Raw genomic sequence first — 14,130 nt, forward strand, 5'->3', positions numbered from 1 at the left:
TTAGATTATCCATCAATATCTAAATTACCAACCAGTCACTTCTTTTAGCTTATCACCGATTTTTGATGGATCGCGAGTATAAGCAATACCAGCGTCTTCAAAGGCTTTAAATTTCTCTTCAGCAGTACCTTGACCACCAGAGATAATCGCACCAGCATGACCCATACGCTTACCAGCAGGCGCGGTAACACCAGCGATATAACCAACAACTGGCTTAGTCACGTGCTCTTTGATATAAGCAGCGGCTTCTTCTTCAGCAGTACCACCAATCTCACCGATTAACACGATAGCTTCAGTTTGTGGATCGTCTTGGAACAGTTTTAGCGCGTCAATCTGATTCATACCAGGGATAGGATCGCCACCGATACCGATACAAGTTGACTGGCCAAAGCCAAGCTTAGTAGTCTGTGCAACCGCTTCATAAGTCAACGTACCAGAGCGTGAGATGATACCTACTTTACCTGGTAGATGGATATGACCTGGCATGATACCGATTTTGCACTGACCTGGAGTGATAACGCCTGGGCAGTTTGGACCGACCATACGTACGCCGTCTGCTTCTTCGATGTAACGCTTAGCTTTTAGCATATCGATAGTCGGTACGCCTTCAGTGATCACAACGATCAACTTTACACCGGCATCGACCGCTTCAACGATAGAATCTAGTACAAATGGTGCAGGTACGTAGATAACTGATGCGTCAGCTTGGGTCGCTTCCATCGCTTCCGCCATGGTGTTAAATACTGGCAGACCTAGGTGCGTTTGACCGCCTTTACCTGGAGTTACGCCGCCAACAACTTTAGTGCCGTATTCAATCGCTTGTTCAGAGTGGAATGTACCGTTCTTACCGGTAAAACCTTGTACCAATACTTTGGTATCTTTATCAATTAATACACTCATTATTTTTTCCTTATTCGGTTGTCTTGCAATAGCAGTTTGCTAGCCCATCTATCGTTAAATGTTAACAAGAGATGCTTATACTAAAAAACTGCCATCACGCTTTGACTATAATGCTTAATCGTTTTTTAGGCGCATATTAATAAAATAGCACTTATTTTAACGACTTATATTAAAGACTTACGCTTTAACCGCATCGACAATTTTTTGCGCCGCGTCTGCTAGGCCTTGGGCTGAAGTCAATTTCAGACCAGATTCTTCTAGAATCTGTAAGCCCAATTCAGCGTTGTTACCTTCTAGACGTACAACGACAGGTACTTTTACGTCGACTTCTTTAACCGCAGCGATAATGGCTTCTGCAATCATGTCACAACGTACGATACCGCCAAAGATGTTGATTAAAACACCTTCAACACTGCTGTCTTCTAGAATGATTTTGAACGCTTCAACAACGCGATCTTTGGTTGCACCGCCGCCAACGTCCAAGAAGTTAGCAGGTTTGCCGCCATACAATTTGATGATGTCCATGGTCGCCATTGCAAGACCAGCACCGTTGACCATACAACCGATGTTACCTTCTAGCGCAACATAGTTTAAGTCAAATTCAGCTGCTTTAAGCTCACGCTCATTTTCTTGCGTTTTGTCTTGTAGCGCAGCTATTTTAGGCAAACGATATAGGGCGTTTGAGTCGATACCAATTTTGCCATCGACACAAACGATTTCGCCATTTTCGCGAACCGCTAATGGGTTAATCTCTAGTAACGCAAAATCATTGTCAATGAATGCTTGATAAGCACCGCTCATCAATTTTACAAACTGGTTGATTTGCTTGCCTTCAAGGCCCAGTTTAAATGCCACTTCACGTGCTTGGTAAGGCATTAAACCGACTAATGGATCAACGCTTACTTTAAAGATTTTTTCTGGGGTTTCGCTTGCTACTTCTTCGATATCAACGCCGCCTTCGGTTGATGCCATAAAAGTCACGCGACGCGTAGAACGGTCAACAACCGCGCCAAGATATAGCTCAGTTTGTACTGGGTACATATCTTCTGCAACCAATACAAAGTTTACTGGTTGGCCATCAGCGTCAGTCTGGAATGTAACCAGATTGGTACCGATAAGCGCTTCAGCAACTTGCTTAGCTTCTTCACGAGTCTTAACCAATTTAACACCGCCCGCTTTACCACGGCCGCCAGCATGTACTTGCGCTTTAATAACCGCAATGTCTGTAGGCGTTTTATCAAAAGCCGCAGCAGCTTCGTCGCCGTTATAGGCGATAATGCCTTCTTGAATGGGCAAACCGTAGCTTTTTAATAGCTCTTTTGCTTGATACTCATGTAAATTCATTGATTGTATCCTTTATTTTTTACAATTAATAAAAAGTGAAATCAAGTGCGTAGAAGAATATATCTGAGCACTTATGATGATGGCGACCATTATCTCAATAATGATAGCGGTCGCCCCATCCGGTTAAACTTGATATTTACTTAAATTGTCTTAGCTTTAATCATTTTAATTTTAAAAGCTACTTACGCTTTTTACGCTGGATGGCGTGAATCGCGCGACCATCTGCAGAAAGAGCCGCTTCGTGAACCGCTTCAGAAATGGTTGGATGCGCAAAGGTCATTAACTGCAAATCTTCGATGCTTGATACAAATTCCATCGCAATCATACCTTGATGGACGATATCGCCAGCACCAGCAGAGATAGCATGCATACCTAATAAACGGTCTGTTTTAGCATCAGCAACGACTTTGATAGAGCCTTGTGCTTCACTTTGGGCAAGCGCACGGCCGTTAGCGGCTAGGTTAAATGAACCCGTTTTTACTTCATAACCCGCTTCAGTCGCTGCTTGTTCAGTCAAACCAACCCATGCGATTTCTGGATGGGTATAAATGACGTTAATGATAGTGTCATAGTTAACTTGTGCTTTTTCGCCATGAATACGCTCAACCGCCATCATGCCTTCTTCCATTGCTTTATGCGCAAGCATAGGGCCACGGACCAAGTCACCGATAGCATAAACGCCATCAAGGTTGGTTTTACATTGGTCATCGACATCGATTAGACCGCGTTCAGTCAAGGTGATACCGCTGTCTGCGCCCAATAGTTTTTCAGAGTAGGCACGGCGACCGACGCAAACGATTAGCTTATCAAAGCTTTCCTCGCTCGACTCGCCTTTAGCTTCGCTAGTAACGACAACTTGGTCGCCTTTCACTTCAGCATTGGTCACTTTGGTATCGACACGGATATCAAGGCCTTGCTTCTTCAGCATTTTGCCCGCTTCTTTAGCGATGTCTTTGTCAGCGGCGGCTAAGAAACTTGGTAGCGCTTCATAAACAACCACTTCTGAGCCCAAACGACGCCATACTGAACCTAGCTCTAGACCGATAACACCGGCACCAATCACGCCTAAACGTTTAGGTACTTCAGTGAAATCAAGCGCGCCGGTAGAATCAACGATGCGATCGCCATCAGTTTTTGCCACAGGAATATCGATAGGAACAGAACCTGCTGCAAGAATCACGTTTTTAGCCGTGATAATGGTTTCTGCTTCGTCAGCAAGGGCGGTAAATTTAACTTTTTTATCTGCGCCTTTACCATCTTCCAACGTGCCCCAACCTTGAAGCCAGTCAACGCCATTACCTTTTAACAATGCCGCAACGCCGCCGGTCAATTGCTTAACGATGCCTTCTTTACGGGCAATCATTTGCTCGATATCGATAGCAACGTCGCCGGTGCTGATACCATGTTCAGCAAGGTCATGCTTAGTCGCTTCATAACGGTGTGATGAATCAAGCAAGGCTTTTGATGGGATACAACCGACGTTTAAACAAGTACCGCCAAGTGCTGGCTCGCCTTTATAAACGCGTTTTTCGATACAAGCAACGCTCATACCCAGTTGGCCTGCACGAATAGCGGCTTCATAACCACCAGGACCGCCGCCGATGACGACTAGATCATAATTGTCTTTCATAGTACGTTCCTATTTCTAATTCTAATTTCAGTTAGGATTTGAATGATTAATTAAGCTTATGATAAATAAATGGACATTTTATTCTGTCGTTAATACACGCTAAGAACAAAGGTTTATCCAGCATTTATCAATAAACCACAATCACCTATTCCAAAGTTAAAAAGCTTGTATCAGTGGTTACCGATACAAGCTCATAGGCTTAAAGGTCTAATAGCAACATGGTTGGATCTTCGACCAACTCTTTGATAGTTACTAAGAACTGCACTGCCTCTTTACCGTCAATCATACGGTGGTCATAAGAAAGTGCTAGGTACATCATTGGTAAAATCTCAACTTTACCATCGACTGCCATCGGACGATCATTGATAGCATGCATACCTAAGATAGCGGTTTGCGGTGGATTCAAGATAGGTGTTGACATGAGTGAACCAAATACGCCGCCGTTTGAGATAGTGAACGTACCACCAGTCATCTCATCTAGACCAAGCTTACCTTTTTGTGCTTTACCACCCAATTCACGAATCTTAGCTTCAACATCAGCCATGCTCATGCGGTCAGCATCACGTAGTACAGGAACAACCAAACCACGATCTGAAGATACGGCAACACCGATATCATAGTAGCCATGATAAACGATATCATCACCATCTAGCGAGGCGTTAACCGCTGGGAAGCGTTTCAATGCTTCAGTCGCCGCTTTTACGAACAACGACATAAAGCCTAGACGTACGCCGTGACGCTTTTCAAACTGCTCTTTATACTTAGCACGCATGTCCATCAACGGTTTCATGTTGACTTCGTTAAACGTGGTTAGCATCGCTGTTTCTTGCGAAGCAGCTAACAGACGATTGGCAACTGTTTTACGTAGGCGTGTCATTGGTACGCGTTTTTCAGTACGCTCACCTGTTGACTCAGCGACTGGACGACCGCTATCAGATTTGATAGAGCTGTCAGCTTTTAGCGTTGGGTTCGCCATATCGGTTTTGGTCACACGACCGCCGCGGCCACTGCCTTCGACGTCTTTAGGATCAACGCCAGACTCTTTCGCCGCTTTACGTACTGCAGGGCTTTGATCTTTATGATCGGCTTCGTCTTTTTTATCTGTCGCTTGGACTGGCTCACCGCCATCAGTACCTTGCTTTGCTTGTACTGGCGCTGCTGGCTGGTCTGGATCAACTGCAGGAGCATCACCTTTATCAGCGCTACCACTATCTGTACTACCGCTGGCACCTGCTTCAAATTCTGCGATTAACTCGTCAGACAAAACAGTATCGTCAACTTGCTTAACGATTTTAGTCACAACACCGTTATCAGGTGCAACAACTTCTAATACCACTTTATCAGTTTCGATTTCAGCCAATAAGTCATCACGGCTAACTTCTTGACCTTCAGTGACATGCCATTCCACGATGGTGCCGTCGGCAACCGATTCTGGAAACACGGGGGCTTTAATTTCAGCCATCGATATACTCCTTAGATGTTGATATTACTATTTATTATTAAGTCGTGATAAGCAGTCAGTACCGTTTTAAATTGTCTTGCTGAAATGGTCATACCGAGTACTGACTGTTATCGCCTGATTCATGTATCTTGAATAATCTGTTACGTAAACGAGTCGCTATTTAGACAGCTCATCCACACTGATGCCAAGGCTACCAGCAATCAAATCTTGTTGCTGTTTGACATGCAGTTTTGCCGAACCTGTCGCTGGTGCTGCACTAGCAGGACGCGCCACTGGCTCCATGACTTTCGCCTTGGTTGGGTGCGGCACGACAATGCGGAACATGTGCGGCGCTAAATAATACCAAGCACCTTGGTTCAATGGCTCTTCTTGCGTCCAAACGATTTCAGCCAAATTGCTATATTTCTCAATTTCAGCAATCAAACGTTTCTCTGGCAATGGATAAAGCTGCTCAATACGCACAATCGCAACATGGTCAAGACCTAACGCACGGCGCTGCTCTAGCAAGTCATAATAGACTTTACCGCCACATAGCACCATACGAGTCACGTTGTCCGGATTTTGCTGATCCATCTCTGGCAATACCGTTTCAAACTTACCGTTTGCCAATTCTTCAAGGTTTGACGTCGCAAGCTTATGACGTAGCAAACTCTTCGGTGACATAACGATCAACGGCTTACGAATCGGACGTACCGCTTGACGGCGTAGCGCATGATAAATTTGCGCTGGCGTCGTTGGCGTAATCACTTGCATATTGTCTTCAGCACATAGCTGCAAGAAGCGCTCAAGACGAGCAGATGAATGCTCAGGACCTTGACCTTCATAGCCGTGTGGTAACAACATGGTTAGACCACAAACACGCTGCCATTTGGTCTCGCCACTTGAGATAAATTGGTCAATGACCACTTGTGCGCCGTTGACAAAGTCACCGAACTGGGCTTCCCAAACGATTAGGGCGTTTGGCACAGTGGTTGCGTAGCCATATTCAAAGGCCAATACCGCTTCTTCTGACAATAATGAGTTATAAGTGGCAAAACGTGCTTGTTTTTCACTGATATGTGACAGTGGCACATACATGCTGCCGTCATTAACGTTATAGATTTCACTATGGCGATGCGAGAATGTACCACGGCCAACGTCTTCACCAGTAATACGAACCAATACCCCATCATGATCAACCAATGAGGCATAAGCCAAGGTTTCAGCTGCACCCCAGTTAAGAGGCTCTTCACCGGTTTGCATGGCTAAGCGCTGCTCGACCATTTTTTGTACTTGGCGTTGCAGCTTGTAGCCTTCTGGCATCTCGGCCATACGGCGACCATAACCTTTTAATATTTCGATATCGACGCTGGTATCCCAGTCATCGACCAAGTCATGACCCAAATAAGGTTTCCAGTCGACAAACAGCTCTTCGTTAGGCTGACTAACTAAAGAGTTGGCAACATAATCACCACGGTCTAACGACTCACGATATTCATCTTCGTAGCGTTTTTCATCTTCTTGGTTAAGCAGACCTTCTTCAATCAGCTTTTGCGCATAGATAGTACGAGTCGTTGGTAGCTTCTTAATAACGGCATACATCAATGGCTGAGTTGCTGATGGCTCATCGGCTTCGTTATGACCGTTACGACGGTAGCAGAACAAGTCAATGATAATGTCTTTATCAAACTCATGACGATAATCTAATGCCAATTGAGCGGCAAATACCACTGACTCAGGATCATCACCGTTTACGTGCAAGATAGGTGCATGCACCATTTTTGCCACGTCAGTACAATATTCCGTTGAACGCGCATCTTCTTGACGGCTGGTGGTGAAACCAACTTGGTTATTGATAACAATATGAACCGTACCGCCCGTGGTATAAGCACGAGTCTGTGACATCTGGAAGGTTTCTTGTACCACACCTTGACCAGCAAAAGCAGCGTCACCATGGATAACGATTGGCAATACTGAATTACCGGTTTTATTGTCTTGTAATGGCTGATCGTTACGACGAACTTGACGTGCGCGTACCGACCCTTGCAGTACAGGTGCCACAATCTCAAGATGCGATGGGTTAAACGCCAATGCTAAATGCACCTCACCACCTGGCGTCATCACGTTCGATGAAAAACCGTTATGGTATTTAACGTCGCCTGAGCCTTTTTCTGGCTGTACTTTACCATCGAACTCATCGAACAAATCGGCAGGGTTTTTACCCAAGATATTAACCAGTAAGTTCAAGCGTCCACGGTGAGCCATACCAATAACCATCTCTTTAGTGCCATAACCGCCAGCACGTTGGATGATTTCATTGATAGCAGGGATAAAGCTCTCGCCGCCTTCTAGACCAAAACGCTTAACGCCCGTATATTTACGAGCCAAGTATTTCTCTAAGCCTTCAGCAGCAGTCAGACGCTCAAGAATTGATAAACGTTTTTCTTTATCAAACTCGATGTAACCTAAGTTGGTCTCTAGATATTTTTCCATCCAGCGTTTTTCTGTGCTGGTGGTCACGTGCATATACTCGACACCCATGTAGCGGCAGTACACGCGCTCCATTATTTCGATAATTTCACGTAACGTCGCTTCATCCTTACCAATATTTAAATCATTGGTTGGGAATACCGTATCAAGGTCAGCTTCTGACAGGTTGTGATAAGCAAGGGTTAAATCTTCCACTTCTGCACGTGGATGTAGTTCTAAGGGATCAAGCTTAGCGCGGCGATGACCACGGCGACGGTACGCTGAAATCAGCTGCTGCACGCCCATTTGTTTCGGGTCAGCACAGTTACCGGGATCGTTAGCGGTTGCGCCAGACGTATCAGTACTTACTTTATTAGCAGTCTGATTACGTGCTAACAATAAGAACTGGTCTTTAATCGCATTATGCGCGGCATCGTTTGGTGATTTGTATTGTTCAAAATACGCTTGCCAATCGCCATCAACGCTACTAGGATCTTCTAGATATTGCTCATAGAGCGCTTCGATGTAACTGGCATTATCAGCGGCCAGTTCAGTATGATCTACGCTCACTGCTTCTTTAGTTATACTATTCATAATAATCGTCTATTTGATAGATAAATGAATGGAATCGTGCTTATTATTGTGTCATGCGTTGTAGATTGGCGATATTTACCATCAGTTTTTAATACTCTCTATTAGTTTTTAAAACTAAAGCGTTGACACCAAAAGCTATCTAACGATAAAAAAGCCTGATTGCAATACCAATCTTACAATTACAATTATTTGTGAACGGCCGGTTTTCTTAATCGTCTCGTTTCACAACATTAATTTATATATAATGCTGTCAGCTATAACCGAATTGTTAATGATAAGGTTTTTAGCCCAGCATTTTTCTTTCAGTTAGCCTATCAATTGGCTATTTTTACTGAAATGTCTTCCTATGGTAGAAAATTGGCGTATATTCCGCCAAACATACATTGCCGTATAGAGTAACATGCCTACCCTATGGGCCATAGTTTGTTTGTTCAATACTAGGTATTTACGTAATGAATATCTATTATCATTTTTCGCAACTTTGTTCTTAAAATTGCTTAGTATTTGTAAAACCTTCATCTTTGCAACACCTTCGTCTTCGCAAATCTAAGTCTCTATAACACTAAACAATATTACCATATTCAATTATATAGGGAGACGGGCGATATAGCATGTCTTCTTACATACAAGCAACGTATTGTTAATACAGCCTTACTTACCCTCACGGATTTGCCACTGGCCCTCAACAATACCGCTCACGATATCAATATGGTCGTGTTAATAAGAAAAACAATGGCTTATCACTTAAAAAATAGCTAAATGCTAATATTTTTTAATAAAAAACACCACCTAATGATAGGTGGTGTTTTTGATGGCGCTATTATAAAGCTAATTGACCATAAAAGGTAGACTAACCTGCATGATCAAGCAGTAAATTACGTAGATGACCAATGGCTTTGGTTGGATTCAAACCTTTTGGACAGACTGAAACACAGTTCATAATACCGCGGCAACGGAACAAGCTGAACGGATCGTCTAAACGTGCTAGACGCGCACGAGTGTCAGTATCACGGCTGTCAGAAACGAAACGGTTGGCATTCAATAGTGCTGCTGGACCCAAGAACTTATCAGGGTTCCACCAGAACGATGGGCAGCTGGTTGAACAGCATGCACATAAGATACACTCATACAAACCGTTCAATTTCTCACGTTGCTCAGGTGACTGCAAACGCTCTGTTGCTGGCGCTGGCTGGTCATTGATTAAGAACGGATGAACTTTTTCGTACTGCTCGTAAAATTGGTTCATATCGACGACCAAATCACGAACAACCGGTAAACCTGGTAATGGACGAACCGTTACTTTTTCAGGCAAGGTATTCATGTTGATTAGACATGCAAGACCATTTTTACCATTGATGTTCATGCCGTCAGAACCGCAAATACCTTCACGGCATGAGCGACGGAAGGTAAGTGTTTCATCTTCCTTTTTTAGGCGTAATAACACGTCAAGCAACATACGATCTGAGTCTAACAACTCAACCGTATAAGTTTGCATACGCGGCGCTGCGTCCAAATCAGGATCGTAGCGATAGATTTCGATGGTGCGAGTACCTCGGCTCATAATGCTAAACTCCACACGTAGATGATGGCGGGCTGACAAACCTTACAATCTAAAGACTGTAAACGATCAGCGCTGGTATGTCTAAATCTCAGCGCTGATAGCGGCCTGTCGCTGGCGGTCACCTTTTTAATAAATTAATAAGGGATAAAACGTTTTTTACAGTGCGTAAAAATCATGCGCACCCAGTCTAGAATTAATAGACGCGGACTTTTGGCTCGATATAATCGACGGTCAATGGCACTTTACGAACCGGCTTATAGATAATTTTATTGCCTTCAGAATACCATAAGGTATGCTTCATCCATTCTCTATCGTTACGGCCGTTTGGTGCGTATTCATCATCTTCTGGACGATCATAGTCAGATACACTGTGCGCGCCGCGGCTTTCGTGACGCTTAGCCGCTGATATCATCGTAGCTTTTGCCACTTCATACAAGTTAGCAACTTCGAACGCTTCAATACGCGCAGTGTTAAAGACTTGTGATTTATCCGCCAAATGGATTTGGTCGATTTTTTCACCTAGCGCTAGGATTTTCTCAACGCCTTCGTCCATCATCGCTTGCGTACGGAATACGCTGGCATGCGTTTGCATGGTTGCACGAATCTCGTCAGCGACGTCTTGTGCATTATAGCCCGAGGTTGATTGTTGCAGTTTGTCTAAACGACGCACGGTAAAATCAAGAACACGTGGATCTAATGGCTTGTAGTTATGATCTGCATGATGGAATTCATCAACGATATGCTTACCAGCAGCGCGACCAAAGACTAATAAATCAAGCAGTGAGTTAGTACCTAAACGGTTAGCACCATGAACACTCACACAAGCACACTCACCGATAGCATAAAGACCTTTAACGACGTTGCCTTTAGCATATAAACCGTCTTCATCGGTACCCGCTTCTAGATCCGGAACAATCACTTGACCATGAATCGTGGTTGGAATACCACCCATCATATAGTGAATGGTTGGGATAACTGGAATTGGCTCTTTAGTGATATCAACGTTGGCGAAGTTCTTACCAATCTCAAATACTGATGGTAGACGCTTCATGATGGTTTCAACGCCTAAATGCGTCATATCCATTACGATATGGTCAGCATTTGGACCACAACCACGGCCTTCTTTGATTTCTTGGTCCATAGAGCGTGATACTAAATCACGTGGTGCCAAGTCTTTTACGGTTGGGGCATAACGCTCCATAAAGGCTTCGCCATCTTTATTACGTAAGATAGCGCCTTCACCGCGGCAACCTTCGGTCAATAGTACGCCGGCACCATGAACGCCCGTTGGGTGGAACTGCCAGAATTCCATATCTTGGAGTGGAATACCTGCGCGAACCGCCATGCCAATACCGTCACCAGTATTGATATAAGCGTTGGTAGAGGCAGCAAAGATACGACCTGCGCCGCCTGTCGCTAATACAGTGATTGGCGACTGGAATACCGCAACAGTACCCGTTTCTTGCTCAATCGCGATGACGCCATTGATATTACCAGCGTCGTCTTTGATCAAATCAAGGGCAATCCACTCGATAAAGAACTCAGTACCTTGCTGTAGGTTTTTTTGATATAGCGTATGTAGTAGCGCGTGACCGGTACGGTCAGCAGCAGCACAAGCACGCTGTACGGCTTTTTCGCCATAGTTTGAGGTATGACCACCGAATGGGCGCTGATAAATCGTGCCATCTTCGTTACGGTCAAACGGCATACCCATGTGCTCAAGCTCATACACTACTTTTGGCGCTTCACGGCACATGTATTCAATGGCGTCTTGGTCACCTAACCAATCTGACCCTTTAACGGTGTCATAAAAGTGAAAGTGCCAGTTATCATTGCTCATGTTACCCAAACTTGCACCGATACCACCTTGAGCAGCAACGGTATGCGAACGGGTTGGGAATACTTTGGTCAAGACTGCAACCTTCATGCCCGCTTCCGCTAAATGCAATGAAGCACGCATACCTGAGCCGCCGCCACCAACGATGACCGCGTCGTAGTTCAGGGTTTTAATATTACTAATGGTATTATCTTGTCTAGTTGCCATTACGGTTTTCCTAATGCCTGTTAATGCTTAGAAGTAAATAAAAAGGGTGGTCTGCATCTTATTGTGCGCTAACGCTAGCAAGCTTTTGCTGCAACGCTACTGACAGTAATCAAAATACAATACAGACAGCCTTCAACCACTTAATTTGCATATCTATCGTTATATTGGGCTTGCTCACTTTTTCACAGCTTTTATCTATTAAATAAGCGTCATTTACCGTATCAGTAATTGTGAATTTAGTGTGCGCCCAACGCTATGATTAGCTATGACTATTTTGGCTACTAACGGATGTCTATTACCTAAGCACTTTAAAGTACGTTATTTAAAATAAGCACTTTAAAATAAGCGAATCATCACCAATGCTGTCAGCTTTATCCGTTGTTATGGTTAGATATTCAATTTATAAAAATCAAATAAATCAATATCTAAACCTATGATTAATGGTTAAACCGCAACAACACCGAAGCCGTTACCCCAAAAAATCATAATGCCCCAAAATAGGAAAACTAAAATAGCGATAATCATTAATGACTGTAGCACTAAACGTAGACCTGCTGCGCTTGAGCCCAGTTTACCAGTGGTAATATAGTCAGTAAATACCGTCCACATACCAACCCAAGCATGACCAGCCAACGCCAAAACGGCCAATAAGCTGAACAGACGCATCGGTAAACTGGTCATAAATTCTGACCATTCAACGAAGCTTACATTGCCATGAGTTAAGAAGAAGCCCAGTAATACCACACTGTATACGGCTAAAACCACACCACTGATACGCTGGATAATCCAATCACGTGAACCTGAGCCGGTTAGACCAGTAGCGCTTTTGATTCCTGAATCATTTTTCATTAGAACATCACCCATACAAATGACGCGACAATTAAGATTGCTGCAATTACAAAGCTAATCATAGAAGCGGCACGGCCAGATTTTAGCTCCTCATTCATGCCCATATCAGCAAATAAATGCTTGATACCCATCACAAAGTGATAAGCGATGGCGGCGACAAAAATCCACGCCAAAAAGCGAACAAGGACATTGTCAAATATGGCTTCAAAACTCTCAGGCGACGCCAAAGAATTCTGTAATATCCATAACATGACAGGAATAAGTAGAAATAAAATAATGCCAGAGATACGATGCAAGATTGAAGCTATCGCAATCGGTGAGCGATTAACGCTAATCACTTGGCTTAAGGGCAGATCAATAGGTCGGTTGCTTTTCACAGCGGGCATCCTTTTTGCGGTTATACTCCTGTATCTGCTATCAACGCTTGGTACAAATACACTTCTATAAGCGGCGAGCAACACATGAGATGAATAAGGTAAGGAAGGGCTAGCTGACGTTATTTCATTTGCGCTAAATTTGATAGATAGATTTTATATAGTAAACACGCTCTCTATATATCGTTTCTATGAGACCTTTTTCTATAAGGCTTCTATAGATTTCTATAAGGACTCTATAGACGGCTCAACCTCGCTTGTGGAACAGATAATCCCTACCAATAACAAGCTGTCTGCGTGTTTTATAATAGTAAGCACGCAGCATGGGATAAATCGATTAACTAGTCTATTTTTACTGCTTGCCATCAACAAAAAAAGATAACGCCAGGGTGTCATCTCTATATTATCATTTTTTATTAAGGTAAACTTCACTGTTGGATATCTAAAAATAGAACAGTTAACAAGAATATTTAAGCGATAAGCTGGGTTCTGGTCTATAAAGCGAACGTCCAATCATAAAAAAGCAGCAGTAAAGCTAGGCTTTATCAGCGACTTAATTACGTTGATTTATCAATTTGCGCAAAGCTAGTGCCAGTTAAATCCCTCTAATTATAAAATGACTGGCCGCTAATTACAAATTTATCCCCTAAATAGTGGTTATTAGAGATTAAATAACAAAAAGCTGGCTATTAGTAAGATGAATTCATTAGTATTACTCAATCAAAATAATTCGTCGCATTAAGCCAATTTGTCAGTTACGCATACTCTGTCTGTTTTATAGTATAGCGCCTTACAGATTAAAATGGCTTATCTTAGCAAAAACACTGTAATATTATAATGTTAATGATAATCATTATTTTCATATTAGCATGATGCTTTACAGCCAAATTACTAAGCAGACATATTTTGATACAAAGTTTACAG

The 14,130-nt window shown here is 43.3% G+C and carries 9 protein-coding genes; all 9 read right to left on the bottom strand.

Going from position 1 to position 14,130, the window contains the following annotated elements; all coding sequences use genetic code 11:
- Positions 1 to 24: 24 nt before the first annotated feature.
- The 9 genes from sucD to sdhC all read right to left on the bottom strand — a co-directional run bounded on the left by sucD (position 25) and on the right by sdhC (position 13,218).
- Positions 25 to 900 carry a succinate--CoA ligase subunit alpha gene (gene sucD / locus ACP7AA_RS07705; protein ID WP_201542416.1) on the bottom strand — a complete coding sequence of 292 codons (876 nt, stop codon included), beginning with the start codon at positions 898 to 900 and terminating at the stop codon, positions 25 to 27.
- A gap of 177 nt (positions 901 to 1,077) precedes the next feature.
- Positions 1,078 to 2,244: an ADP-forming succinate--CoA ligase subunit beta gene (sucC, locus tag ACP7AA_RS07710; protein ID WP_201564349.1), complete on the bottom strand. Its 1,167-nt coding sequence runs from the start codon at positions 2,242 to 2,244 to the stop codon at positions 1,078 to 1,080.
- A gap of 178 nt (positions 2,245 to 2,422) precedes the next feature.
- Positions 2,423 to 3,874, bottom strand: coding sequence for a dihydrolipoyl dehydrogenase (lpdA, locus tag ACP7AA_RS07715; RefSeq protein ID WP_201618932.1), 1,452 nt, complete (start codon positions 3,872 to 3,874; stop codon positions 2,423 to 2,425).
- A gap of 199 nt (positions 3,875 to 4,073) precedes the next feature.
- Positions 4,074 to 5,336: a 2-oxoglutarate dehydrogenase complex dihydrolipoyllysine-residue succinyltransferase gene (gene odhB / locus ACP7AA_RS07720; RefSeq protein WP_201564345.1), complete on the bottom strand. Its 1,263-nt coding sequence runs from the start codon at positions 5,334 to 5,336 to the stop codon at positions 4,074 to 4,076.
- 156 nt (positions 5,337 to 5,492) lie between these two features.
- Positions 5,493 to 8,378: a 2-oxoglutarate dehydrogenase E1 component gene (locus ACP7AA_RS07725; protein WP_426223154.1), complete on the bottom strand. Its 2,886-nt coding sequence runs from the start codon at positions 8,376 to 8,378 to the stop codon at positions 5,493 to 5,495.
- Positions 8,379 to 9,228: 850 nt separating this feature from the next.
- Entirely contained in the window at positions 9,229 to 9,939 is a 711-nt protein-coding gene (locus ACP7AA_RS07730) for a succinate dehydrogenase iron-sulfur subunit (protein ID WP_426223155.1), read from the bottom strand.
- 193 nt (positions 9,940 to 10,132) lie between these two features.
- On the bottom strand, positions 10,133 to 11,983 hold the full coding sequence (gene sdhA, locus ACP7AA_RS07735; RefSeq protein ID WP_201564341.1) for a succinate dehydrogenase flavoprotein subunit: 1,851 nt from the start codon (positions 11,981 to 11,983) through the stop codon (positions 10,133 to 10,135).
- 444 nt (positions 11,984 to 12,427) lie between these two features.
- Entirely contained in the window at positions 12,428 to 12,814 is a 387-nt protein-coding gene (gene sdhD / locus ACP7AA_RS07740) for a succinate dehydrogenase, hydrophobic membrane anchor protein (RefSeq protein ID WP_227670405.1), read from the bottom strand.
- A gap of 17 nt (positions 12,815 to 12,831) precedes the next feature.
- A complete protein-coding gene (gene sdhC / locus ACP7AA_RS07745) occupies positions 12,832 to 13,218 on the bottom strand; it encodes a succinate dehydrogenase, cytochrome b556 subunit (protein ID WP_191691306.1) in 387 nt (128 codons plus the stop codon).
- Between the last annotated feature and the right edge of the window lie 912 nt (positions 13,219 to 14,130).

It is taken from the genome of Psychrobacter sp. DWR1-2-3, assembly GCF_049896465.1.
GTDB classification, from domain to species: Bacteria; Pseudomonadota; Gammaproteobacteria; order Pseudomonadales; family Moraxellaceae; genus Psychrobacter; species Psychrobacter maritimus.

What these genes read in the sequence shown, in the direction of transcription:
- sucD (WP_201542416.1), bottom strand. Translation starts at nt 900, where the DNA reads ATGAGTGTATTAATTGATAAAGATACCAAAGTATTGGTACAAGGTTTT.
- sucC (WP_201564349.1), bottom strand. Translation starts at nt 2,244, where the DNA reads ATGAATTTACATGAGTATCAAGCAAAAGAGCTATTAAAAAGCTACGGT.
- lpdA (WP_201618932.1), bottom strand. Translation starts at nt 3,874, where the DNA reads ATGAAAGACAATTATGATCTAGTCGTCATCGGCGGCGGTCCTGGTGGT.
- odhB (WP_201564345.1), bottom strand. Translation starts at nt 5,336, where the DNA reads ATGGCTGAAATTAAAGCCCCCGTGTTTCCAGAATCGGTTGCCGACGGC.
- ACP7AA_RS07725 (WP_426223154.1), bottom strand. Translation starts at nt 8,378, where the DNA reads ATGAATAGTATAACTAAAGAAGCAGTGAGCGTAGATCATACTGAACTG.
- ACP7AA_RS07730 (WP_426223155.1), bottom strand. Translation starts at nt 9,939, where the DNA reads ATGAGCCGAGGTACTCGCACCATCGAAATCTATCGCTACGATCCTGAT.
- sdhA (WP_201564341.1), bottom strand. Translation starts at nt 11,983, where the DNA reads ATGGCAACTAGACAAGATAATACCATTAGTAATATTAAAACCCTGAAC.
- sdhC (WP_191691306.1), bottom strand. Translation starts at nt 13,218, where the DNA reads ATGCCCGCTGTGAAAAGCAACCGACCTATTGATCTGCCCTTAAGCCAA.